This window comes from Pseudidiomarina indica (genome assembly GCF_900104245.1).
Taxonomy (GTDB): Bacteria; Pseudomonadota; Gammaproteobacteria; order Enterobacterales; family Alteromonadaceae; genus Pseudidiomarina; species Pseudidiomarina indica.
In genome coordinates, this window is sequence record NZ_FMXN01000003.1 from 1 (window position 1) to 22,457 (window position 22,457).

Sequence of the window (22,457 nt, forward strand, 5' to 3'; positions counted from 1 at the left end):
GAAGTTGAAGACTTTCTTTAGAAGAACCACATCCAGTCACCAGTCCAAGCACCCCTAGTAATAATAAGAAGAGTTTTATTTTGCCCATGGCGCACTTGACCCTGTTGCTGGTTGTGATGGTGTTTGGAATGTAAATCCATTAGCGACACCTGAATTCAATATCGCATTCCCTACAGAAACGGGCAGAATACTGTTGCCGATATTGACACAATCACAGATCTAGAGCAAGAATAAAAGATTAAAAAAGGGGGAGACAAATTTCCCCCTTAAACCAATTAGGTATACCTGCATGTTAAGTAAAAAAAGCACCCTGTTTTTGTACGCTTTACCTTTTATTATTAGTTTACTCTCTTACTTTTTTCAGTTCAGATTCATAAATGAAGTTACTGGAAATAACGGAATAGGGTTGACAGTAACAGGCATCTTATCACTGTATTTTATCGTCATAACGTTACTCGCTTTTAGTTTAAAAGAAGCCGTCATCCCATTACTTTCGTTAGCTATACTAGCGCTGATTTTTTTACCTGTTAGACAAAATATTTCTGTCGTCAGCACTTTAAAATCAGATTCCAAAATCTATTGGATAGAACGCTCGTATTTCACGAGCTTTTTGAGTGTTCATGAAGCCAATAATGAAATTATAATGAAGCCTGAAAGAATCCGTCTAATAGAAAATGTTGTTTACGAGGCTCAGCTTAAAACCATTGAAGGGGAAGTTTACTTAGTCTACAAAGAAAACGAGGATGGCCCTGACATCTCAGAAAAAATCTAAAAATGACTACATTACAGGTTCGAATTCTTGAGACATTGAAATTTAAGTAAGCGTCACATAAACCACACAACCGGCCAAGATAATTGTCGCTGAGATGATTTTGGTGCCACCCAATCACGCGTTTCGGTTTAATCCGATCACAGATTTCGGTCTATCCGAATAGTCCGTGGTGGGTCAGTTTTGTTGACCGTTTTTGTCGGCGTTGATTTGCCAAGGCAGCAATCGGTCGAGGTCATCATCGTTGTTGAGCAGCGGCAGTTGTTAGCCGTCCACCTGCAATGGACCGCAATAGTCAGCTAAAAACGCAGCGGGGTGGACGCCACCGCGCCCGTCCTGATAATCATACAACACGATGTTCGGTGATTTATCCGGCCTCGGTTTATCGGTGCCACAGCCGTAGCCATTTAAACTTATTCTTTTCCAGGCGTTTATACCAAAGGCAAAAAGCGGTTTTGTTCCAGTAAAGCGCTCGGACTTTATCGCGCTGACGATTGCAGAATACGAACACTGCACCGCTGAACGGTGAGCGATCCATCTCGGCTTCGACAATAGCGCTGAGGCCATTGATGCTCTTGCGAAAATTGAACGGCTGTTTATATAAATAAATCGCCGGGGGCTCAACAAACATCTTCATACGGCGAGTGACTTCACTAATTGAGCCAGCCATTGCGGCTCAACATCCGGAGGCAAGGAGAGCTCTAGGCCACCATAATTTAGCGTCAGCGAATGATGGTTAGTCTGCATCACTTGTTGCGCTTCATTTCGGTTTTGAATGCTCCCTCGGCAAACAGTACCTTGGCTCGTAGCGCCTCAAAGCTGTATCCGCGCCCCAGTCTGTTCATTACGCGGATCAGGTTGTTTAGGCTCTCGGTATAGGCGTTGGTGACCGGATGGTTGAAGTAGTTGCAGATATACGGCTCCCAGTTCTGCCACGCTCTAGCCAGATCATTGAAGGCTTCGCGGATCTCCGGTGTCAGATTGTGAAGCCAAGCATTGAATAACGCCTTGGCCTCTACAGGGGATTTGGCATCATAGATCGTGATATGGCCGAGTACAAATACTGGATTAACTATAAACCGGTGGCCAGTTTTTCTTGACCTCTACAATCGTAATCCCGAAAGTAGTTGTACCAGTTGTATTTATCAGTCTTCTGTGTAACTACCGTAACAATCAAGATCGATGGCAAAATTCAGTGATGAAAGGGAGTTCATTAACTCAGGTGAAAATTTCCAAAAAGCATGGTCATCTGCAAAAATTCCAAATAAAAATCTACATCGACCGCCCGTTGCAATAAATTCATTCATAAACGCTTTATCAAACCCATCCAGAGCATCTAACAAGAACTCTGACATACCTTCAAAGTTTGTTATTGCTTTATCATGCATCCTGAAACCAACATAAGTTACTGGCCATACCCCCTTCATATCTAGTCCGGCTTTACTTTTTCTAGGCATTCCTACAGAACATTTTCGATGTGCCGGATAGCTGAAATGTTCGTCTATTTCATCAGCTGACAGGCTGGGATGTTCAGTTCTCAAACTAACTCTAAAACTAGGGTCTGAGTTCCCATGCAACCCCCCCCCGTAAAAATCAAAATAGACAGCGGCGCCCAAAGATGAAAGCGCGTGTATTAATTTATCTGATAGTTCAAGAAAAACATTTTCATTTTTAGAAGCCTCAATTAAAAATGCACACCGACCACCCGTTGCAACAAGTTTTTGTAGAAACTCCTTATTAAAACCTTCTAAATCATCGAGCAAAATCTCCGATATATCTTCATAACTATGCATATCTTCACAACTTGTTATCTCTTTATCATGCAGCTCGAAACGAATCGCTGTTTCCAGTGATATCTCGCCCAAACTCAGCCCATTCTTATTCTGTTGAGGCATTCCAACCGAGTTTTTATATAGTATCGGATAGTTAAAATGCCCAATGATTTCATCTGCTGAAATGATTGGGTGGGTGATTTGTAAGCTAACTCTCAAACGTGAATCTGAATTCATAATAAGTCTGTCCAATGGCCTTGAGGACTCCACTGTCCTCCTTCATTAATACCCACAGTTATGCTTTTTTACGATTTCAGCGAGGCTAGTAGAATCATTCCTCACCTCCCATACTAAACTAAACATGGCAGAATCTCCTCTGACCTATTGGGTCGCTCTGCAAATACCGTCCGATGGTGGCATCGTAATCCCGAAAGTAGTTGTACCAACTTTGTTTCTCGCTATCACAGTACTGCCCCGGGAAACCAATGTTAAACGCCCCGATGCCGCCGCCAACTACAAAACAATAAAAACCTCACTCAGCCAATAATTGTCCAGTTAGGTATATAAATAGCCATGAATATACCTAACTAAATAAGTCCTTGATTTTCGATCAACCATAGTCTTCAGCCCAAGGCGAATGTCTGAAGAAAAAAAATGGTGTTGCCTCGAAATGCCATTTCCCATTTATTTTTTTGATTGTCAGTGCTGCATAATTTTTTAACCATTCATCACCAATATCATGCCAATTAATAGCTATTGGTCTTTCCACTACCCCTTCCTTGTAAAAAACTATAATTACAAAATCATCTTCAACATGAAAAGCCACATATTTAATGTCATCACCTTTCATAAAATCAACAAGCTCGCTATCGTCCTCTTCAACACCAAAGTAATAAGCATATTCATCTTCATTTGGTATGAATTTAACGTTCGAGAAAAATGATTCAAACTTCAACCTGTCTTTTGAAGTAATAACAGTCTTTACGTTTGAAATAAAATAATTAAGCTCACAATTGCTTGCAAAAGCACTGTAATTAACCAGAAAAACTAAAATTAGCATTAACAATTTTGCTTTCATATAATTCCCTACGGGCACTTGCCATTAAGAATCTCTATTGGATCATAGAGGCTGCGGGCATGCAGATCGATTCCACAATAGTGTTTATGGGTGCTATTGTAAAAGTTCATTGGATCTTCTCCTTTTGGGTTTGGTTGCCTTCCAGTTTAGCCAAGCTGGCTAAACTGGGGAGAAGGCTCAATGAGTATCAAACGCATGTTGTCGGACTGGTTTTCCGCTGCGTTCCAAACCAGCCGCAAATGCGGGCGATACGCCAATCGAATTTAAGTGAGCTTATGAAGACATGGCTTGATGAAGTTAGCGCGTCTCTTGATGAAGCCCATGTCGTTATCTTCAGCGTCGTACTGCAGATCTGATCGACGCTGACTTAAAGATGCTTGCCGCCTTATGCAGCGTGATCTTCCGCAAGTGTTTATGTCATTATCCTTGTAAACAGGAGGGCATTTCTTTATCATTTGGAGGCATTTTATATTGCCGCTCACCCAGCTTCTCTTGGGTGGGCCTATCGCAGCAGCTAATTACTGACTCCGCAAGATGTTTTGCGGAGCGTCCAAACTGGAGAGTAAGTGGATGAGCAATGCGCCTGTAGATAAAGGCCGCCGTCGTTTCCTGACTGTCGCGACATCTGTCGTTGGAGCAGCCGGTGCGGTGGGTGTTGCCGTTCCTTTCATTGCATCGTGGAACCCGAGTGAAAAAGCGAAAAACGCGGGTGCCCCAGTGGAAGTGAACATTGGAAAAACTGAACCGGGTCAATTGATTCGTGTTGAATGGCGTGGTCAACCGGTCTGGGTTGTTCGACGTACCCCTGAGATGCTGGCTTCATTAGAAACTTTGAATGATAAGCTTCGTGATCCAAATTCTGACGAACCACAACAACCAGAATACGCGAAAAACCTTCATCGCTCACGCAAAGAAGAGTATTTCATTGCGGTCGGTATCTGTACCCACCTAGGCTGTTCACCACAGTATTTAGAAAATACTATGGGTGAGTTGGTCGAGGGAGCGCAGGGTGGTTTCTTCTGTCCTTGTCACGGATCAACGTTTGATATTGCGGGTCGTGTGTTCCAAGGTGTTCCAGCACCTTATAACTTAGTGATCCCACCTCACTACTACATCAACGATACGACCATTTTGGTTGGTGAAGATGGGGAGCAAGCCTAATGAACAAACTCATTGCTTGGTTTGACGAACGAATTCCGATGACCAAAACGTGGAATATCCACTTAGCTCAATATCCAGCCCCCAAAAACTTTAACTTTTGGTACATTTTTGGTGTTCTTGCAACCTTAGTATTGGTCAATCAGATTGTGACCGGTATTTGGTTAACCATGAACTATGTTCCAACCGGCGAAGGCGCATTCGCATCGGTTGAGTTCATCATGCGAGACATCGAATACGGTTGGTTACTTCGCTACATGCACTCAACCGGTGCGTCAGCCTTCTTTGTCGTGGTCTATTTACACATGTTCCGCGGCATGATGTATGGCTCTTATCAAAAGCCGCGCGAGCTGCTGTGGATTTTTGGTATGTTAATTTTCCTCGTGCTGATGGCAGAAGCCTTTATGGGTTATCTGTTACCGTGGGGCCAAATGTCTTACTGGGGTGCACAGGTTATTATTTCATTGTTCGGGGCGATTCCAATTATTGGTGACGACCTGACCCAGTGGATCCGTGGTGACTATGTTATCTCGGGCGCAACGTTAAACCGCTTCTTTGCGTTACACGTTATTGCTTTACCACTGGTGCTTGTTATTCTTGTGTTTTTACACATTATTGCGTTGCATGAAGTGGGCTCTAACAACCCTGAAGGTATTTCAATTAAGAAGCCAAAAGGTTCTGTACCAGAGTCTGAAAAGCCGAAGTTCAAGTTCCATGAGCGCTTTACGAACAAGTATGACATTGTTGATGCATTCCCATTCTTCCCGTATTACATCGTGAAGGATCTCGTGGGTATTGCGATTTTCTTGTTCTTCTTCTGTTATGTGATTTTCTTCGCACCAGCAATGGGTGGCATGTTCCTCGAGCCGCCAAACTTTGAAGCTGCGAACCCGTTGAAGACACCTGAGCATATTGCACCGGTATGGTATTTCACTCCGTTCTACGCAATTCTGCGTGCGGTACCGAATAAGCTGCTTGGCGTTATTTTGATGTTTGGCGCGATTGTTGCCCTGTTTGTCCTACCTTGGTTAGACCGCGGTAAGGTACGCTCAGTTCGCTATCGTAGCACCTTGCATAAAATCAACTTAACGGTCTTTGCGATTAGCTTTATCGTGCTCGGATATCTTGGCTTAAAGCCAGCGACAGATGTGTACACATTCTTCGCACGAGTGTTCACTTTCTTGTACTTCGCATTCTTCGTGTTGTTGTTCTTCTACAGTAAGAATGAGAAGTGTAAGCCAGTTCCAGAGAGGATTACTAAGTGATGAAAAAGTTAATCAAAAGCACTCTGCTGGTCGCGGCATCATTGTGGTCAGTTGCTACTTTAGCAGCTGGCCCAACAGTACCGTTGGACAAAGCGAAGATCGATTTGCATGACAAAGCCTCATTACAACGAGGCGCACAACTGTTCATGAACTACTGCTTAGGTTGTCACTCCATGCAGTACCAACGTTATAACCGGACCTTCAAAGACTTGGAGATTCCGGAAGACTTGGGAATGGAAAACCTGCAGTTTTCAGGTGAAAAAGTAGGTGACTTGATCACCAATGCCATGGATAGCACGGATGCCAGCAAATGGTTTGGTACTCCTGCACCTGACCTCACGCTAGTCGCGCGAGTTCGTGGTGCAGACTGGATTTACACTTACTTGCGTTCGTTCTACGCTGATGAGTCACGTCCTTTTGGCGTGAACAACGCGGTATTCCCGAACGTGGGGATGCCACACGTTTTAGAAGAATTACAAGGGATTCCACGACAAACAACTGAGCAGCGCTTGGTTGATGGCGAAATGAAAGACGTCTACGTGGGAATCAAAACCGATGGCTCAGGAATGCTGACCACTGAAGAATATGACAAGGCAGTCAACGATTTGACCAACTTCTTGGTTTACACCGGTGAGCCAATGATGTTGGAGCAACGTCGTATCGGTTGGTATGTCTTCGGTTTCCTTATTGTATTCTTAGTGTTCTCAGTATTACTGAAACGCGAATTCTTTAAGGACGTGAAATAGATATATGGAGATAAACATGTCGGTTGCGGCAAACAAGCGGTCAGTCATGACCTTGTATTCGAGCGTGAATGACTTACGTAGCCATCAAACGCGGATTGTGATTGCGGAAAAAGGCGTCGGTGTTGAAATTGTATTTGTGGAGCCGGATAGCTTACCGGAAGATCTCATGCAACTGAACCCGTACCCTGACGCACTCCCAACGCTGGTGGATCGTGAGTTGGTACTATACAACGCTCATATCATCATGGAATACCTTGATGAGCGTTTCCCGCATCCGCCATTGATGCCTGTCTACCCAGTCGCTCGTGGTACGAGTCGATTGATGATGTATCGCATTCAACGCGACTGGTACGCATTAGCGGATAAAATCTTAGCGGGCGGGAAAGGTGTTGAAGCAGCGCGACAAGAACTCCGTGAAGGAATCTTAGCGTTGGCTCCATTATTTGCCGATACACCGTTCTTTATGAGCGAAGAGTTTAGCTTAGTCGACTGCTATTTAGCTCCTTTATTGTGGCGTTTACCTATCTATGGCATTCAGCTTGAAGGGAACGGCGCGAAAGAAGTGAAAGCCTATATGGTTCGTATTTTTGAGCGCGAATCATTCCAGCAGTCACTCACTGAGCTTGAACGAGATATCGTCCGGTGAGTGAGCGTGTCTTAACTCCACGTCGCCCGTACATGTTACGGGCGATGTACGATTGGATGGTTGATAATCAGCTAACTCCCCATTTGTTGGTTGATGCCGAATACCCCGGCTGTGATGTTCCTCGAGACTTCGTTAACGACGGCCAAATTATCCTTAATATTTCTCCCACTGCAGTCAGTAAACTTCTGATGAACGGCGATGCCGTACAATTTGGTGCGCGTTTTGCAAATGCGCCGATGCAGGTGTTTATTCCGATGGGAGCGGTTGTTGCCCTATACGCCAGAGAAAATGGAGTGGGGACGGTGTTTGAGCCAGAAGCATATTACGATGAACTGGCCAGTCAATTACCGGACAGCGGCAATCAGGAAGCAGAAAAAACAGAAAAGCCGAAGAAAAAATCCTCCGGCTCTCATCTACGCGTCGTTAAATAGTGGCTATTTAACGACGTATTTCAAATGCGTCAATGACTCGTTTAACGTCATTGGTGTTGCGGGTGATTTCGATAGCGTGATCAGCCACTTCACGAGTGACAATCCCCATCAGAGCAACTTCCGCATTCTCGGTCACAACTTTGATTTCTGCGGCTTTCACCGTTTCATCCGTGACAAACTTCGCCTTTACCTTACTGGTAATGTAGGTGTCCTTGCTAATTTGGCCAAAAGAAATAACGGGTGCGACCTGTAATTCGTTATGAACGCGCTGAACGCCTTCCACATTGCGGACCAAATGAGTGGCTAAATCGCGCATCGAACTGTCGCTGACTTGCCCTAATAATAAAATGGAACGGTTAAAGGAAGTGACTTTAATCCGTGAATTCTCCAGACGACTTTCCCCTTTGAGGGCCGTAATTGTACGAATTTCGATGGTTTGGTCGTCCAATTGAGTCCCTACGCTACGCGTGTCGGTTGCGGCCGAAATGCCAACCGCAGTAGCCCCCACTAACGCTGCTGCACAACCACTTAACCCAAGCACAATTGCGGAACTAAGCACCGCGCTTAAAATAAACTTCCGAGAATGTGTCATCATTCTGTCTCCTGTGGAAATATTTGGTGTTCGGCCACGCTGCATAGCATATTGGCAATTTGCAATAAGTGCTCGCTAGCGCGGGCTGTGTTGTAGGTGGGGATGCGTATTTCAACGTCATCCGGGCCCAGTAATCCTGCAATATCTTCGTCACTACTTTGTGTGATTGCAATAATTAACATATTGCGACCGAGTGCGGCTTCCATGGCACGACTGACTCTAGGGGCGCGAGCTGACGCATTAAACACCACGAGCAAGTCATTGGCTTGGCCAACGGCTTGAATTTGCTGGGCAAACATGCGGTCGTAATCGAGCGCACCGTAATCGGCGTGCAATGATGTGACAGGAAAGGGCGGGCGCTCAAAGCTCAGCCCGGTTAGCATAATGTGGGCAAAATGACGGGATGTCGCATGGGCGAGGCCTTCGCCACAGCAATAAACCCGACGCCCTTGTAATAATGAATCGACGAGCAAACCACAAGCGGCTTCAATGGGCTCATGCAACATGTCTGCCGCCGCAATTTGGGTTTGGATACATTCCGTAAATAAGGTTTTAATTGGGTCTTGCATACTACCTCTTAAAATGCGTCCTGCAGCCATTGAGCTTGCTGGGTACTGTTGACCACGGTGACTACATCGAAACGAAGCGCTGTGGTATGCTCATTCAGCTGATGTTCCATCAAAAAGAACTGCGCGCAGCGCCGAATTCTTTGACATTGCGCTGCGGTGATCTGTTCCAATATATGTGCAAATACTTCATTGTCGCGACTTTTTACTTCCACAAACACCCAATGGTGGTGGTCGCGCATGATTAAATCAATTTCACCGAGATCACATCGGTAATTACTTTGAACATGTTGTAAGCCATGTTGTTCTAACAAACGCCGCGCTGCTTGCTCGCCTGCGTTTCCTGTTGTTTTCCGTGACATTCCATGTCTCCGTCAATGGATCAACGACTGACAACCTCGTGGCCTTGGTAACGCCCCCATTGTAGTTGTCGGACAATTTGCTGCTGCTGGACCGTTAGTTGGCCTGTTAAGCCTGGCGCGGAAAGTCCGGGCATGGTTTGCAGTAACGGCAGGTACTGGCTCAATAGCAGGGCATCATGGCCAAAGGCCGCTAGCCGAGCGCTGTTGTAGTTCCAGTGATTGCGCAGCGTCAATAGTTGTTCAAACTCGGCTCTTTCTGAGTGCCCGGGAAGCAACCAGGGAGCATCGGTAAATCGCACATCATCCAAGTCATTTTCACTTAAATTATTTTGCAAAATATGGTTGCTTGAGTTGGCGTAAACTGGCAACGGGTTCATGAAAGCCGAAATATTGACATCGATAAAGGGTTTGAGAAGACGGGTTTGTTCAATCCCTCCCACCAAGTATACGGCATCAATATCGGCCCGACTGCGCGCGACCGCATCGACAATAATTTTTCCCGCAGCTATTTTTACTTGGTAAATGCGAGTTTCACTATCGGTAATACCAAGTTGCTCTTGCACGGCGGTTTTCATTTCTTCCGTGGTACCATAAACCCCAACCGAAAATGACGAGTGGTCAGCAAACTGTGCCTGCCAAGCTTGTTGAAATACATTGGTTAACTGCTGCCCACGATTGGAGGCGGGGGCAAAAATAAGGGGGTGACGATGCCCTTGCTCAGCCATAAATGCCGCTGCTTGGCGAATTTCAGTTTCCGTATCTAACGCAAAAAAGTGCTGGTGTGGCAGCACGGTTTGTAGTTCGCCGCTCGGCTCATTTAAGGTGAGCCAAGGGAGTTCTGGTGGCAATTGACTGGCATCGATTTGCGCGAGGTTTGGCTTTAGTAATGGGCCAATCAAAACATCCGCTTGTCGCTGCTGCAACACCTCTGGCAAGGTTGCGAAATCGAACTGGTTGGTATCAACGAACATGGCTTGCACTTGGGGCAGCTTGCTTAGCCCTTTCACCAGTCCATCCTGTACCGCCAACCCTTGCTCCGCGTATTGCCCTGTCAGTGGGAGCAATACCAGCACGCGCTGCCGTGGTTGTGCGGTGAGCGCTAATAACTCGTTGGTCACAAAGTGCGCCGGATGTTGTGGGAAATCATGCTGCCAGCGGCTGATAAAGTCAGTCAGCTGCGCTGGTTGATGGCGGGCGCGATGCATTTGAGTCAACAAACTCACCCACCCGGCGAGCTCACGAGTACGAAGACTCACGGGCGGCAGGCTTAGCTCGCTTGGGTTACGCACCATTTTGAGGACGTCCCAGATTTGCTCAGGCGTGCGAGCCTCAGGCGCATCGTTTAGCCAAGCCAGTTGGTAAGTGGCAGCTAACTCCCATTGCCCTTGAGCCGAGGCGGCACGAATTAATAGCTCCAGCGTTTGCTGTGGAAAATATGGCGTAAGCTGATTCTCAACTAAGGGGTTGAGCAGCCGTTGGACGTAGGGCCAACGATTATCTTGAGCCGCAAAGCGTGCTTCCAGCAAGGCTAACAGGTGTTGCTGCTCAAGCGTCAATCGGGTGGCAGGGAAGTAACGTTCAAGTTGCCCTAAAATAGCAGCACTTTGCTGCCATTGTTCCGCTCGTTGGAAGGTGACGGCGGCTTGCAGCAGGGCATCAACTTGCGCGCTTCCACTTAATTGCTCTGCATCGTTTAGCCATTCGTGCGCGGTGCGTGACCGCTGCGGTGACGGCACGTCAACTAATTGCTCTTGCTGATTCACGGGGGGACTGGAAGTATCCGAACGCGGCGAGCTCGCGCACGCTGTTAAACCAAGAATAATCATGCACAGCAATAATTTCTTTGGCACAATAGCAACCGACATCTTCTATTCACCCGTCTATGTAGCAATGGGTGATACTATAAACTGTACGGTCGAACGACACAACGACACCATCTTGTTCTTACCTGGGGTTAACATGACAACTGCAACCACGGGGTGCCTTTATCTGGTTCCCACACCTATCGGTAACCTTGCTGATATCACTGAGCGAGCCATTACGGTGTTACAGCAATGTGATGCGATTGCGGCAGAAGATACCCGCCATAGCGGACAGCTGTTGCAACACTTTGGGATTCAAACACCGATGTTTGCGTTGCATGAGCATAATGAGCGCCAACGCGTCGGTCAGGTGATTGAACGTTTGCAACAGGGGCAGCAAATTGCCTTGATTTCAGATGCGGGCATGCCTTTGATCAGCGACCCTGGCTATGTGTTGGTCACGCAATGTCGTCAACTGGGTATTCCGGTATCGGCATTACCGGGTGCATGTGCCGTAGTGACAGCACTCGCTGGCTCGGGGTTACCCACCGACCGTTTCACCTTCGAAGGGTTCCTGCCAGCGAAGCCGCAGCAACGTCGCAAGCGATTGCAAGAGTTGGTGAATGAACCCCGTACCCTCATCTTTTATGAGTCACCTCACCGTATTCTGGATACCTTGGCAGATGTTGTAAGCGTGTTCGGTGTCTCGCGGCCATGCGTGCTTGCCCGTGAATTGTCGAAGCAATTTGAAACTTACCTGAGTGGCAGCGCTGAAGAAATTCAGCAGCAGGTGGCAGCAGATTCCAACCAGCAGCGTGGGGAAATTGTGTTGATGTTGGGCGGTGCACCGGCCGATGATACCGACGAAGCAACGAGTGCTGCATTACAGACTGTGGCAGTTTTACGGCGGGAGTTACCGCTCAAGAAAGCCGCGGCCTTGGCTGCTGAGATTCACGGTGTACGTAAAAATGCCCTCTATCAGCTAGCGCTGGCGTCAGATAACCAGTAGAATGCGCTCGGGAGTCAGCCAGGCAATCGCTGTCTATGAGTGATCATAGAGGGAGGAAAGTCCGGGCTCCACAGGGCAGAGTGCCAGATAACATCTGGGCGGCGCAAGCCGACGACTAGTGCAACAGAGAGCAAACCGCCGATGGCTTGGTAACAAGCTCAGGTAAGGGTGAAAGGGTGCGGTAAGAGCGCACCGCACGGCTGGTAACAGTGCGTGGCACGGTAAACTCCACTCGGAGCAAGGTCAAATAGGGGTTCATTGGCGTGGCCCGCGTTGAACCCGGGTAGACTGCTTGAACACTAAAGCGATTTAGTGGCTAGATGAATGATTGTCCACGACAGAACCCGGCTTATCGGCTGGCTCCCACCTTTCTTTTAGTTCTGGTCCTGACTGGCCAAAACCTCGCGATTATATTTCTGGGCGAAGCGAATAAACTCGCTTAATGGCATGGCACGTCCGTAGAAGAAACCTTGCTGGTAGTGACACTTTTGTTCCTGTAAGAAACTCACTTGTTGGGCGTGTTCAACCCCCTCAGCTACTACTTTCATATTGAGGGTGTGGGCAATCCGAATAAGTACTTCCACCAAGGCCGTTTGTTGGCTCTGATGGGGGACGTTGTGCAGGAAGCTGCGGTCAATTTTAATGACATCGATGGGGTAAGAGCGTAAATAGTTCAAGCTTGAATAACCGGTTCCAAAGTCGTCGATGGCTAAGCTAATTCCCGCATCACGCAGTTTGCGTAAGTTTGCGAATTGGCGTTCTTTATTCCGCATGAGCATGGATTCGGTAATTTCAAACATGAGTCGGTCGGTGGGAACTTCCGCTGCCGCAATGACATTAAGCCAGTGTGTGGCTGCTTGTCGGTCGTTAAATTCACGAGCAGAACGATTTAACGCAACGGATAAATCCAAACCACAATCCGCCATTTTCTTCCAGTCGAGTAGCACTTGGCGGAGGACAAAATCACCCAACCCGATAATTGCGCCGGTTTTCTCAGCGATTGGAATGAACTCTGCCGGAGAAATGGCGCCACGTTGGGGGTGAGTCCAACGAATCAGAGCTTCACAGCGCGTTAACAAACCAGTTTCTGTGTCAATCACCGGTTGATAATGCACTTCAAACTGTTCGGCTTCGAGGCCTTTGATAATTTGGTGGTGCAGGTTAATGTCGCGTTCCGTACTCTTACGGAGCTGTTCATCAAAGAAGTGAACACTCATGGCACCTTGGGCTTTGGCGGCATACATGGCGAGTTCAGCATGTTTCAGCAGCTGTTGTACCTCTTGGCCGTCATGGGGGAACATGGCAATGCCGGTACTGGCCGTCATATTGATATGGTTGTGTTCAATGTCCAAGGTATGCAATAAATCATTCATGATCGCTTTGGCACGAATTTCTGCTTCGCTGGGATCATTTAAATCACAAAGTACAATTGCAAACTCATCCCCGCCAATACGAGCGAGTAAATCATCTTCGCGGATACTGGTGCGAATTCGTTCCGCCACCCGTTGTAATAATGCATCGCCAACTTCATGCCCCAACACGTCGTTGATTTCGCGTAAATGGTCTAAGTCCAATACCAACAATGCGAATTTCTGCTGGTTGCGAATGGCATGGCGGATATGTACTTCAAGTTGTTCTGAGAAGTAGTTGCGGTTGGGTAAATCGGTTAGGCCATCATAGTGCGCTTGATAAGCGATGGTCGAAATAGCACCGCGCAAACGATGCTGAGTAAAAATCAGCATTAAGAAAGCCGATAAAATAACCGCGGTTAAACCAATCCCGATGGCCCAATGTAACCAAAAGTCGGCGGTGGATGCGACCCAGTGACCATTCCGTGGATAAATGGCCAGCTCCCAGCGACCATAAGGGAATTTCACATCGGTGACTAACGAATCTGTTTCAAAGAGGTGATCGATTCCTGCAAAGACCACAGGTGCTGGCGTGGTGGCGTTCGGTGCTTCACGCAGCGCAAAGGAGTAGCTGGAATGTTGATAAAACTGCACCCCATCAAGCAAATGGATGTGGTCGATAACCAGTGACGCGACGCCCCATAAAGTACGGTCATCGCGGAATACCGGCATGCGAGCGATCAGGGCGGTGGGGCCTTGGTTTAATTGAATTGGGCCAGTCAGCACGACATCTTTGACGGCGATGGCGCGTAGAATGCCGGCATACTGCTCACTGTCGAGACGGTAGTTGAATCCAATCAGCGATTGGTTGCCTTCAACAGGATAAACAAACTTCACTACCAAATCTGGGGCTAAAGCAACATGCTTGATATCGAGATTGGAACCGAGGAATTCATCCATAATGTGCTGAAGACGGACCCGATCTGGCGTATCCTGCCACAAAATTTCAGGGCGTAGCGCACGTAAGGCGAGGGTGTTTAGCTGCAGGCGTTGTTCAATTTGCCCGCGCATGGCACTGAGATGTTCGCTGGCTCGTCGCTTTTCGATTTCAAGCTTCTGTTGACGTTCGCCGTCTACCACAAGATAAACTGCGTACAGCAATGCGGATGCAATAAATAGTGCAACCACTAAGTAGCTGAGTAACCGCCAGCGTTCTGAACGTTTACCTTTATGATCAGGAATAGTTACCACGTCGTTATTTAGCTTCATCAAATGCGAACAAGCTTGTTGTTAGAATTATATGCTATCTGCCATCACTTTAGCATCATCCTTTACCAATCTTTCTCCGTCAAGCACTGTTAACTGTCGAATTCCTTTCAATTTCCCTTGACAGGTGGAAAGAACGCCACCTAGACTGTCATGTGTGGGGAAAAGTGGGTAATAGTGGATCAAAACAATGTTTCGTGGTGCAACGGCAGTCAGTCTCGATGAAAAAGGTCGACTTGCGATACCAGCAAAGTATCGCAAGAGCTTGCTGCTGGATTGCGATGGCCAAATGGTCTGCACAATCGATATTAAGCAGCCTTGCTTGTTGTTGTACCCGTTGCCACAGTGGCAAATCATTGAACAAAAACTCACTACCTTATCCAGTATGAACCCCGCAGAGCGTCGCCTGCAGCGATTACTGTTAGGTCATGCCGAAGATTGCCAAATGGACAAAAGCGGCCGTATTTTGATTGCACCAACGTTGCGTCAGCATGCGGATTTGAGCAAAAAAATCATGATGATTGGTCAGCTCAACAAATTTGAACTTTGGTCAGAAACGGCATGGCATGAGCAAATCGCAGCTGATATGGCTGCGGAGCAAGCAGACGACATGGCCCTAAGTGAACGCTTACAAGATTTCTCAATATAATGGCAACAGACGCGCAACCCCACGTCTCGGTCTTGTTGCAAGAGTCATTGACGGCACTTGCGATCAAACCAGACGGAATTTATTTAGATGCAACCTTCGGTCGAGGGGGGCATTCGCGTGCCATTTTATCGCAACTCAATGCGGCAGGGCGTTTATACGCTCTGGATCGTGACCCCACTGCGATTGCTGCCGCTGCTGAGTTTCAGCACGACCCACGCTTTACCATTATCCACACCCCATTTTCTCGGTTGGCCGATGTCTTAGAGCAACATCAACTGCATGGCCAACTCGATGGCATTCTGTTTGACCTTGGCGTGTCTTCCCCACAATTAGACGATGCCGAGCGAGGCTTTAGTTTCATGCGCGACGGTCCCCTTGATATGCGCATGGACACCACCACAGGGCTTACTGCCGCCGATTTTCTGAATACCGCCAGTGCCGATGACATTGCGTTTGCGCTGCGCGAATACGGTGAAGAGCGATTCGCTTGGCGCATTGCCCAGGCGATTGTGAAACGGCGGGAACAGCAACTGTTCCACACCACCCGTGAGTTGGCCGAGCTGATTGCTGCAACGGTGCCATTTAAAGATAAGCACAAGCATCCGGCGACTCGTAGTTTTCAAGGAATTCGAATTCATATTAACGGCGAGCTGGATGAGATAGAGCAAGCGCTGGCTGCCGCTGTGCAAGGGCTTAAGCCGGAAGGGCGCTTAGCCGTTATTAGTTTCCATAGTCTGGAAGACCGCTTGGTTAAACGCTTTATGCGCAAGCAAGCGCAAGGCCGAGCCATTCCACCGGGGCTGCCAATTCGCGATGTTGATTTCGACCGCGAACAAACCCTGCAATTGATCGGTAAAGCGATCAAACCCTCGGCACAGGAAATTCAACTGAACCCTCGGGCCCGCAGTTCGGTGCTGAGGGTGGCTGCGAGGTTACCGTCATGAAGAGCCGACGCGTTCCCGCTTTAATCAGTGTGCTTTGGGATGATTTGCGCCAACACTTTGTGTTGGTGTTGCTGTTTTTAATGGTTATCGCCAGCGCCATGGCGGTGATCTATGTTTCTCATAGTCATCGGTTATTGACCATCGAGCGCGATCAGTTGTTATCCCAGCGGGACGACATCGATATTGAATGGCGTCATTTGCAGATAGAGCAGAACACGCTGACGGAACATAACCGCGTGGAGCGTATTGCCCAGCAGCGGCTAGGCATGGTACGTCCAGAGCCTGAACAGGAGGTGCTGATCCCATGGCAATAAAACCTCCAGCGATGCGCCGCCGCAGCAAAAAAAATCCGCCGCATCTAAGCAAGGGCCGCTACGTTTTTGCCATGCTCATTGTGGCCGCAGTGTTTGGGTCGTTGGTGGCGCGTGCCGCCTATATCCAATTGATTGAACCGGAACGGCTGATTTATGAAGGCGACCGCCGCTCATTGCGAGCTGATACCACCACGGTTCAGCGGGGCAGCATTGTTGATCGAAACGGCCGTGAATTGGCGGTGAGTGTACCGGTGCAAACGGTTTGGGCCGACCCGAAGCGGGTGCATGAGGGGCAAGGGCTGGAAAATCGTGAGCGCTGGCTAGCGTTAGCCGAAGTGTTTCGGACCGATGTGAATGAATTATTAAATAAAGTGGGCGATCCAAGTCGCCGCTTCGTCTATTTGGATCGCAAGGTGACTCCCGGAGTGGCGGAGTTTGTACGCCAACTGAATATTCCTGGGGTCTATCTGAAAACTGAATCGCGTCGCTTTTATCCAGCAGGTGAAATTGCTGCCCATGTGGTGGGGTTCACCAACATCGATGGGGTGGGCATTGAAGGCTTAGAAGCGATTTATAACCAAGTATTAACCGGCATACCAGGGGAGCGGGTTTATCGCAAGGATGCGGCAGGACGGGTTGTTGAGGAAATTCGCATTACGGAACCACAACAACCACAACAATTAACATTGAGCATTGATCAACGCTTGCAGGCAGTAGCATACACTGAGGTCAAGAAAGCCGTGCGTTATCACCAAGCGACCTCAGGTTCTGCTGTGATTCTTGATGTTAAAACGGGCGAAGTATTGGCGATGGTCAACAGCCCGTCCTACAACCCGAACAACCGCAGTGACTTGCAGCCACATAAATTGCGTAATCGCGCGATTACCGACACCTACGAACCGGGCTCAACCATCAAACCGCTGGCAGTGATTGCAGGCCTTGAGGCAGGGGTGATTCAGCCCCAAGATGTGATCAATACCAGCCCAGGCTGGATGCGTTTAGGGGGGCGACGAGTCAGCGATCCGATCAATCGCGGCGAATTAACCATTACCCAGATTTTAGAGAATTCCAGCAACGTGGGAACCGCGAAAATTGCGTTAGCAACAGGCATTGAAGCGATGTTAGAAACCTATGCCGCGGTCGGGTTCGGTAATGATACCGGCGTTGCCATGCTCGGTGAGAGCTTTGGGGTGCTGCAACACCGCCAACGTTGGTCAGATTTTGAAATCGCGACCTTGTCCTATGGTTACGGGATGTCCGCAACCACCTTACAGCTGGCGCAAATGTACGCCATTATCGCCAATGGCGGCAAACGTCTACCCTTGACCATTCAACGTCGAGAAGGGGTTCCGGAGGGGCGGCAAGTGATCTCCAAAGAAACCGCTGACACGGTTTTAGCGATGCTAGAAAGCGTGGTCGCCAATGGCTCCGGACGGCGGGCGCAAGTGCGTGGCTATCGCGTGGCCGGTAAAACAGGAACCTCGCGCAAAGCCATTGCGGGGGGCTATGGGGACGAATATGTGACCTTGTTCGCCGGCATCGCACCGGTCAGTAACCCACGCATTGCGGTGGTCGTGACCATCAACGAACCTGGTGGTGATGAGTATTATGGTAGTGAAGTGTCAGCACCGGTGTTTGCTGAAATTGTGAGTAATGCTTTACGGGTGATGAATGTGCCGCCTGATAATTTAGCGGATGCGCAGCTCAAAGCTGCTGGGTTTGGAGGTTAACATGATGGATTTAATTGCTCTGTTACCTGATTACCCGCTTCCTTTACCCGCGGTCAAAGTAGGCGGCGTAAAGCTTGATAGCCGTCAGGTTGCGGCCAATGATTTGTTTGTGGCGGTACCCGGATACCAGGTGGATGGTCGCCAATTTATTGACGCGGCTATTGCCGCCGGTGCGGCGGTGGTGTTGGCGGAAGCTGAAACCGTTGGCATCGAACAGCGGGAAGGAACTTGGTTGGTGCATGTGCCGCAGTTGAAAAATCAACTGTCGCATATTGCTGGGCGATTTTTTCATGAACCTTCTCAGCATTTAACGGTGATTGGGGTTACGGGCACCAATGGCAAAACCTCAGTGACCTATATTGTGGCCCAGCTATTAACTGCGCTTGGAACTCGCTGTGGCGTGATTGGAACCACCGGCAGTGGGTTCCCCGGGCAATTATTGGCAGAAACTCATACCACACCCGATGCCGTTGCGGTTCAACACCGGTTGCATGTGCTGCACAGTGAAGGGGCGCAAGCGGTGGCAATGGAGGTTTCATCCCACGCGCTGGTTCAACGGCGTGTCGAAGCCATCCACTTCGCGGTGGGAGTTGCGACGAACATTAGCCGTGAACACCTCGACTACCATGGCACCATGGCCCACTACGCAGGTGCGAAACGCCGTTTATTGACTGAATTAAATACTGAGCGCAGCGTGCTCAATGCGGATGATGCAGCCATTGCCGCTTGGTTGCCGGATCGTCCCGAAAGCTGGCGTTTTAGTCTGATTCCACAAAGCGCAAGTCGCAGTGTGTGGGCAGAAAATATTCAGTATGCATCCGAGGGCACAGAATTTACCCTACGGGTTCAACAACATGCCGGAGATAGCACGGATTATCACGTATATTCTCCATTATTAGGCGGCTTCAACGTGTATAATCTGCTGGCTGCAATCGCCAGTTTGTTGAACTTGGGGTATGACCCCGCTGCGATTGTGACTGCCTGTCGTCAGCTCCATGCGGTGCCAGGTCGGATGGAAGCTTTTAGCGGTACGAATAAACCTCTCGTCATTGTTGATTACGCGCATACTCCAGATGCTTTACAACAGGTGCTCACCGCACTGCGCCGACATTGCCACGGAACCTTGTGGTGTGTGTTCGGCTGTGGGGGTGATCGTGACCGTGGTAAGCGTCCCCAAATGGGAGCCGTCGCTGCGGAACTCGCTGATCGCGTGGTGGTGACCGATGACAATCCACGGACCGAAGATCCGCAACAAATTGTGCGAGATATTTTGGCGGGCATGCCGCGGCAGCGTAATGTTCAGGTGATAATGGGACGGGAACATGCCGTCCAACAAGTGATTGCTCAAGCGCAACCCAATGACGTGGTGTTATTAGCAGGCAAAGGGCACGAAGACTATCAAATTATTGGCCAGCAACGAACGGATTATAACGAACGAGCATGGGTGGCAGAAATTATGGCAGCAGCAAGCGCGGAGAGTGAAGCATGATTCGCGTTGATTTGCAGTGGGTGACAGCCGCCGTGGCAGGGCAACTACAGGGCGCGAATTGCTCCATTGCCCAAGTCAGCACGGATTCTCGTCAGATTCCGGCGGAGTGCTTATTTATTGCCTTGGTTGGCGACAATCATGACGCCCATGACTTTGCGCCGCAAGCCGTGCAAGCAGGGGCGACGGCACTGCTGGTCGAGCGTCCTTTAACCGACGCCATTTGTGCCAAGGTGCCCCAGGTGATCGTGGAGAATAGCCGCTATGCTTTGGGATTATTGGGCGCTGCGGTGAAGGCCGAAGTGGCTCCTAAAACTATTGCCATTACCGGCAGTAGCGGTAAAACCACCGTGAAGGAAATGATTGCCGCCATTTTGCGTCAGCGCGGTGACGTGTTAGCAACGGCTGGCAATTTCAATAATGATATTGGCGTGCCGCTCACCTTGTTGCGGTTGGAGCCGCACCATCAGTATGCAGTGATTGAGCTGGGGGCGAATCATTTAGGTGAAATTGCGTATACCACCAAGCTTACCCGACCTGATGTAGCCATTATTAACAATGTTGCCCCAGCTCATGTAGAAGGCTTTGGTGATATTCACGGCATTTACCGAGCTAAATCAGAGATCTTTCGCGGGTTGGCGGCGGGTGGTCTCGCGCTGACGCCGCATCATTCGATGTTCGCATCATGCTGGGCCACGTTGCTCGAACAGCAGCAACACGAAACCTTTGGGCGAGTTCTTGAGCAGGACGAAGGCTCCCTCCCTGATATTCGCGCGTATCACGTTGAGTTGAATGCGCACGGATGTGCTGAATTTGAGGTGGAAATTAGCGGACCAGAGCCACAACGCGGAAAAATTAGCCTGAATTTGCCAGGTTTACACAATGTTGACAACGCGCTGGTAGCCATTCGGGCGGCACTTGCGGTAGGTTGTGCGCTGGCTGATGCGCAGGTGGCACTAGCAGAGCTGAAGCCTGTTGCTGGGCGCCTTCATGTGATGCCGCTAACTCCTCAAATTCGACTGATTGATGACGCTTACAATGCGAATGTGGGCTCGGTTAAGGCCGCACTCGATATGTTGGCCGTTTACCCAGGCTATCGCATGTTGATTTTTGGCGATATGGGCGAATTAGGAACCCGTGCGCGTGAGTACCATGAAGAAATCGGTTCTTATGCCAAAGCCGTTGGTATCGATAACTTGTTCACCCTTGGTGTGCTTAGCCAAAGTGCGAGTACGGTGTTTAACGGCTGTGGTGGGCGGCACTTTTCACAGTTACCAGCGTTGGTTGATGCCATCATCGCAACAGTGCAGCAGGCGCCTGCACCCGTAACAATTTTAGTCAAAGGTTCCCGCAGTATGCGTATGGAACGTGTCGTGGATGCCTTAACAACAAGACAGGAAGAATTAACGCCGATGACTTCTATAGAAGGAACCCCTGCATGTTAGTGTGGCTGGCAGAATACTTAACCCCTTATGCCTCAGTGTTTAACGTATTTTCGTACCTGACGATGCGGGCGATTTTGAGTGTGCTGACCGCACTGTTGATTTCGCTGTGGTTAGGGCCGGCGCTGATTAAGTATTTGCAACGACTCCAAGTCGGCCAGGCGATTCGTGATGATGGTCCGCAGAGTCATTTAGCCAAAGCGGGCACCCCGACCATGGGGGGGATTTTGATCATCGCCTCCATTGTGCTGTCGACCTTGTTGTGGGCCAATTTAAGCAACCATTACGTGCAAGTAGTACTCGCGGTGGTATTGGGCTTTGGCTTGGTGGGCTTTGTCGATGATTATCGAAAAGTGGTGCAAAAGAACCCGCGCGGCTTACCTGCGCGTTGGAAATATTTCTGGCAATCCCTGATTGCGACGTTGGCTGCGGTGTATTTATACGGCAATGCTACCGTTGGCGCAGAAACCCAGTTGTTGGTGCCGTTCTTTAAAGACGTGATGCCACAACTAGGTTTGTTCTACATTTTGCTGGCTTATTTCGTCATTGTGGGAACCAGTAACGCGGTGAATTTAACCGATGGCCTAGATGGCTTGGCGATTGTGCCTACCATTATGGTGGCTGGTGCGCTGGGGGTCTTCGCCTATGCCTCAGGGCACGCGAATTTTGCCCAGTATTTAAATATTCCTTATTTGCCGCTTTCGGGTGAATTGCTCATTGTTTGTACCGCCATTTTTGGTGCCGGGCTGGGCTTTTTATGGTTCAACACCTACCCAGCCATGGTGTTTATGGGGGATGTCGGCTCACTGACCTTGGGTGCCGCGCTAGGGGTGATCGCGGTGATGGTACGACAAGAATTAGTGTTGCTCATTATGGGGGGCGTGTTTGTGATGGAAACCGTCAGTGTCATGTTGCAAGTTGGTTCCTATAAACTGCGTGGTAAACGCGTGTTTCGAATGGCGCCCATTCATCACCATTATGAACTCAAAGGTTGGCCAGAGCCGCGGGTGATTGTGCGGTTTTGGATTTTAAGTTTGGTTTTTGTACTGATTGGCTTAGCAACGTTAAAGCTGAGATAAAC

The 22,457-nt window shown here is 48.9% G+C and carries 24 protein-coding genes, 1 other RNA gene and 1 pseudogene; 16 read left to right on the top strand and 10 right to left on the bottom strand.

Going from position 1 to position 22,457, the window contains the following annotated elements:
- Positions 1–289: 289 nt before the first annotated feature.
- Complete coding sequence (locus BLP64_RS03265) at positions 290–772, top strand: hypothetical protein (RefSeq protein ID WP_092591727.1); 483 nt, start codon at positions 290–292, stop codon at positions 770–772.
- A gap of 379 nt (positions 773–1,151) precedes the next feature.
- Here the strand turns inward: BLP64_RS03265 and tnpB are convergent, their stop codons facing one another.
- The 5 genes and pseudogenes from tnpB to BLP64_RS03290 form a co-directional block, all read right to left on the bottom strand.
- Positions 1,152–1,439, bottom strand: a complete 288-nt coding sequence (gene tnpB, locus BLP64_RS03270; protein WP_143001064.1) for an IS66 family insertion sequence element accessory protein TnpB — start codon at positions 1,437–1,439, stop codon at positions 1,152–1,154.
- A 118-nt stretch (positions 1,440–1,557) separates the two neighbouring features.
- Positions 1,558–1,845 (bottom strand): annotated as a pseudogene (locus BLP64_RS10995) (transposase); the annotation flags it as partial.
- A gap of 69 nt (positions 1,846–1,914) precedes the next feature.
- Complete coding sequence (locus BLP64_RS03280) at positions 1,915–2,778, bottom strand: hypothetical protein (protein ID WP_143001065.1); 864 nt, start codon at positions 2,776–2,778, stop codon at positions 1,915–1,917.
- Between the two features lie 118 nt (positions 2,779–2,896).
- The gene (locus BLP64_RS11000) at positions 2,897–3,043 is read right to left on the bottom strand and encodes an RHS repeat-associated core domain-containing protein (protein ID WP_199286036.1); all 147 of its coding nucleotides are present in this window, start codon (positions 3,041–3,043) and stop codon (positions 2,897–2,899) included.
- A 108-nt stretch (positions 3,044–3,151) separates the two neighbouring features.
- A complete protein-coding gene (locus BLP64_RS03290; RefSeq protein ID WP_092591731.1) occupies positions 3,152–3,619 on the bottom strand; it encodes a hypothetical protein in 468 nt (155 codons plus the stop codon).
- A gap of 59 nt (positions 3,620–3,678) precedes the next feature.
- On the opposite strand from BLP64_RS03290, the gene BLP64_RS10775 reads away from it, so the two are divergent.
- The 6 genes from BLP64_RS10775 (at position 3,679) to BLP64_RS03315 (ending at position 7,865) form a co-directional block, all read left to right on the top strand.
- Positions 3,679–3,975, top strand: coding sequence for a hypothetical protein (locus tag BLP64_RS10775; protein ID WP_176754900.1), 297 nt, complete (start codon positions 3,679–3,681; stop codon positions 3,973–3,975).
- Positions 3,976–4,189: 214 nt separating this feature from the next.
- A complete protein-coding gene (gene petA, locus BLP64_RS03295) occupies positions 4,190–4,780 on the top strand; it encodes a ubiquinol-cytochrome c reductase iron-sulfur subunit (RefSeq protein ID WP_092591733.1) in 591 nt (196 codons plus the stop codon).
- A complete protein-coding gene (locus BLP64_RS03300) occupies positions 4,780–6,042 on the top strand; it encodes a cytochrome b (RefSeq protein WP_092591735.1) in 1,263 nt (420 codons plus the stop codon). The genes petA and BLP64_RS03300 overlap by 1 nt, the downstream gene beginning before the upstream one ends.
- Positions 6,042–6,788: a cytochrome c1 gene (locus tag BLP64_RS03305; protein WP_092591737.1), complete on the top strand. Its 747-nt coding sequence runs from the start codon at positions 6,042–6,044 to the stop codon at positions 6,786–6,788. Before BLP64_RS03300 ends, BLP64_RS03305 begins: the two co-directional genes overlap by 1 nt.
- Before the next feature lie 16 nt (positions 6,789–6,804).
- Positions 6,805–7,434, top strand: coding sequence for a stringent starvation protein SspA (gene sspA, locus BLP64_RS03310; protein ID WP_092591739.1), 630 nt, complete (start codon positions 6,805–6,807; stop codon positions 7,432–7,434).
- Positions 7,431–7,865, top strand: coding sequence for a ClpXP protease specificity-enhancing factor (locus BLP64_RS03315; RefSeq protein ID WP_267888206.1), 435 nt, complete (start codon positions 7,431–7,433; stop codon positions 7,863–7,865). Before sspA ends, BLP64_RS03315 begins: the two co-directional genes overlap by 4 nt.
- Before the next feature lie 7 nt (positions 7,866–7,872).
- On the opposite strand, the gene dolP is transcribed toward BLP64_RS03315, so the two are convergent.
- Genes dolP through BLP64_RS03335 form a run of 4 tightly spaced genes read right to left on the bottom strand, consistent with a single transcriptional unit; the run spans position 7,873 to position 11,250 of the window.
- Entirely contained in the window at positions 7,873–8,460 is a 588-nt protein-coding gene (gene dolP, locus BLP64_RS03320) for a division/outer membrane stress-associated lipid-binding lipoprotein (RefSeq protein WP_176754901.1), read from the bottom strand.
- Positions 8,457–9,026 (bottom strand): D-sedoheptulose-7-phosphate isomerase, encoded by a 570-nt coding sequence (locus BLP64_RS03325; RefSeq protein ID WP_176754902.1) that lies wholly within the window; start codon positions 9,024–9,026, stop codon positions 8,457–8,459. Before BLP64_RS03325 ends, dolP begins: the two co-directional genes overlap by 4 nt.
- Positions 9,027–9,034: 8 nt before the next feature.
- Positions 9,035–9,385 carry a YraN family protein gene (locus BLP64_RS03330; protein ID WP_092591745.1) on the bottom strand — a complete coding sequence of 117 codons (351 nt, stop codon included), beginning with the start codon at positions 9,383–9,385 and terminating at the stop codon, positions 9,035–9,037.
- Positions 9,386–9,405: 20 nt separating this feature from the next.
- Entirely contained in the window at positions 9,406–11,250 is a 1,845-nt protein-coding gene (locus BLP64_RS03335) for a penicillin-binding protein activator (RefSeq protein ID WP_092591747.1), read from the bottom strand.
- A 94-nt stretch (positions 11,251–11,344) separates the two neighbouring features.
- On the opposite strand from BLP64_RS03335, the gene rsmI reads away from it, so the two are divergent.
- Positions 11,345–12,196 carry a 16S rRNA (cytidine(1402)-2'-O)-methyltransferase gene (rsmI, locus tag BLP64_RS03340; RefSeq protein ID WP_092591749.1) on the top strand — a complete coding sequence of 284 codons (852 nt, stop codon included), beginning with the start codon at positions 11,345–11,347 and terminating at the stop codon, positions 12,194–12,196.
- A 10-nt stretch (positions 12,197–12,206) separates the two neighbouring features.
- Positions 12,207–12,564: RNase P RNA component class A (rnpB, locus tag BLP64_RS03345), an RNA gene on the top strand.
- Positions 12,565–12,570: 6 nt separating this feature from the next.
- On the opposite strand, the gene BLP64_RS03350 is transcribed toward rnpB, so the two are convergent.
- The gene (locus BLP64_RS03350; RefSeq protein ID WP_092591751.1) at positions 12,571–14,814 is read right to left on the bottom strand and encodes a putative bifunctional diguanylate cyclase/phosphodiesterase; all 2,244 of its coding nucleotides are present in this window, start codon (positions 14,812–14,814) and stop codon (positions 12,571–12,573) included.
- A gap of 187 nt (positions 14,815–15,001) precedes the next feature.
- Here BLP64_RS03350 and mraZ point away from each other — a divergent pair, with 187 nt between their 5' ends.
- The 7 genes from mraZ to mraY are packed head-to-tail and all read left to right on the top strand — an operon-like array spanning position 15,002 to position 22,455.
- Positions 15,002–15,460 (top strand): division/cell wall cluster transcriptional repressor MraZ, encoded by a 459-nt coding sequence (gene mraZ, locus BLP64_RS03355; protein WP_092591753.1) that lies wholly within the window; start codon positions 15,002–15,004, stop codon positions 15,458–15,460.
- Entirely contained in the window at positions 15,460–16,404 is a 945-nt protein-coding gene (rsmH, locus tag BLP64_RS03360; RefSeq protein ID WP_092591755.1) for a 16S rRNA (cytosine(1402)-N(4))-methyltransferase RsmH, read from the top strand. Before mraZ ends, rsmH begins: the two co-directional genes overlap by 1 nt.
- Positions 16,401–16,718 (top strand): cell division protein FtsL, encoded by a 318-nt coding sequence (ftsL, locus tag BLP64_RS03365; RefSeq protein ID WP_092591757.1) that lies wholly within the window; start codon positions 16,401–16,403, stop codon positions 16,716–16,718. Before rsmH ends, ftsL begins: the two co-directional genes overlap by 4 nt.
- Positions 16,709–18,448, top strand: coding sequence for a peptidoglycan D,D-transpeptidase FtsI family protein (locus tag BLP64_RS03370; RefSeq protein ID WP_092591759.1), 1,740 nt, complete (start codon positions 16,709–16,711; stop codon positions 18,446–18,448). Before ftsL ends, BLP64_RS03370 begins: the two co-directional genes overlap by 10 nt.
- Position 18,449: 1 nt before the next feature.
- Positions 18,450–19,937, top strand: a complete 1,488-nt coding sequence (gene murE, locus BLP64_RS03375) for a UDP-N-acetylmuramoyl-L-alanyl-D-glutamate--2,6-diaminopimelate ligase (protein ID WP_233340091.1) — start codon at positions 18,450–18,452, stop codon at positions 19,935–19,937.
- Complete coding sequence (locus BLP64_RS03380) at positions 19,934–21,379, top strand: UDP-N-acetylmuramoyl-tripeptide--D-alanyl-D-alanine ligase (protein WP_092591761.1); 1,446 nt, start codon at positions 19,934–19,936, stop codon at positions 21,377–21,379. Before murE ends, BLP64_RS03380 begins: the two co-directional genes overlap by 4 nt.
- Positions 21,373–22,455 carry a phospho-N-acetylmuramoyl-pentapeptide-transferase gene (gene mraY, locus BLP64_RS03385; RefSeq protein ID WP_092591763.1) on the top strand — a complete coding sequence of 361 codons (1,083 nt, stop codon included), beginning with the start codon at positions 21,373–21,375 and terminating at the stop codon, positions 22,453–22,455. The genes BLP64_RS03380 and mraY overlap by 7 nt, the downstream gene beginning before the upstream one ends.
- The last annotated feature ends 2 nt before the right edge of the window (positions 22,456–22,457 follow it).

What these genes read in the sequence shown, in the direction of transcription:
- rsmI (WP_092591749.1), top strand. Translation starts at nt 11,345, where the DNA reads ATGACAACTGCAACCACGGGGTGCCTTTATCTGGTTCCCACACCTATC.
- mraZ (WP_092591753.1), top strand. Translation starts at nt 15,002, where the DNA reads ATGTTTCGTGGTGCAACGGCAGTCAGTCTCGATGAAAAAGGTCGACTT.
- BLP64_RS03335 (WP_092591747.1), bottom strand. Translation starts at nt 11,250, where the DNA reads ATGTCGGTTGCTATTGTGCCAAAGAAATTATTGCTGTGCATGATTATT.
- mraY (WP_092591763.1), top strand. Translation starts at nt 21,373, where the DNA reads ATGTTAGTGTGGCTGGCAGAATACTTAACCCCTTATGCCTCAGTGTTT.
- BLP64_RS10775 (WP_176754900.1), top strand. Translation starts at nt 3,679, where the DNA reads ATGCAGATCGATTCCACAATAGTGTTTATGGGTGCTATTGTAAAAGTT.
- BLP64_RS03290 (WP_092591731.1), bottom strand. Translation starts at nt 3,619, where the DNA reads ATGAAAGCAAAATTGTTAATGCTAATTTTAGTTTTTCTGGTTAATTAC.
- ftsL (WP_092591757.1), top strand. Translation starts at nt 16,401, where the DNA reads ATGAAGAGCCGACGCGTTCCCGCTTTAATCAGTGTGCTTTGGGATGAT.
- BLP64_RS03325 (WP_176754902.1), bottom strand. Translation starts at nt 9,026, where the DNA reads ATGCAAGACCCAATTAAAACCTTATTTACGGAATGTATCCAAACCCAA.
- BLP64_RS03265 (WP_092591727.1), top strand. Translation starts at nt 290, where the DNA reads ATGTTAAGTAAAAAAAGCACCCTGTTTTTGTACGCTTTACCTTTTATT.
- BLP64_RS03305 (WP_092591737.1), top strand. Translation starts at nt 6,042, where the DNA reads ATGAAAAAGTTAATCAAAAGCACTCTGCTGGTCGCGGCATCATTGTGG.
- petA (WP_092591733.1), top strand. Translation starts at nt 4,190, where the DNA reads ATGAGCAATGCGCCTGTAGATAAAGGCCGCCGTCGTTTCCTGACTGTC.
- murE (WP_233340091.1), top strand. Translation starts at nt 18,450, where the DNA reads ATGATGGATTTAATTGCTCTGTTACCTGATTACCCGCTTCCTTTACCC.
- BLP64_RS03330 (WP_092591745.1), bottom strand. Translation starts at nt 9,385, where the DNA reads ATGTCACGGAAAACAACAGGAAACGCAGGCGAGCAAGCAGCGCGGCGT.
- BLP64_RS03350 (WP_092591751.1), bottom strand. Translation starts at nt 14,814, where the DNA reads ATGAAGCTAAATAACGACGTGGTAACTATTCCTGATCATAAAGGTAAA.
- rsmH (WP_092591755.1), top strand. Translation starts at nt 15,460, where the DNA reads ATGGCAACAGACGCGCAACCCCACGTCTCGGTCTTGTTGCAAGAGTCA.
- BLP64_RS03280 (WP_143001065.1), bottom strand. Translation starts at nt 2,778, where the DNA reads ATGAATTCAGATTCACGTTTGAGAGTTAGCTTACAAATCACCCACCCA.
- dolP (WP_176754901.1), bottom strand. Translation starts at nt 8,460, where the DNA reads ATGATGACACATTCTCGGAAGTTTATTTTAAGCGCGGTGCTTAGTTCC.
- sspA (WP_092591739.1), top strand. Translation starts at nt 6,805, where the DNA reads ATGTCGGTTGCGGCAAACAAGCGGTCAGTCATGACCTTGTATTCGAGC.
- tnpB (WP_143001064.1), bottom strand. Translation starts at nt 1,439, where the DNA reads ATGGCTGGCTCAATTAGTGAAGTCACTCGCCGTATGAAGATGTTTGTT.
- BLP64_RS03380 (WP_092591761.1), top strand. Translation starts at nt 19,934, where the DNA reads ATGATTCGCGTTGATTTGCAGTGGGTGACAGCCGCCGTGGCAGGGCAA.
- BLP64_RS03370 (WP_092591759.1), top strand. Translation starts at nt 16,709, where the DNA reads ATGGCAATAAAACCTCCAGCGATGCGCCGCCGCAGCAAAAAAAATCCG.
- BLP64_RS03300 (WP_092591735.1), top strand. Translation starts at nt 4,780, where the DNA reads ATGAACAAACTCATTGCTTGGTTTGACGAACGAATTCCGATGACCAAA.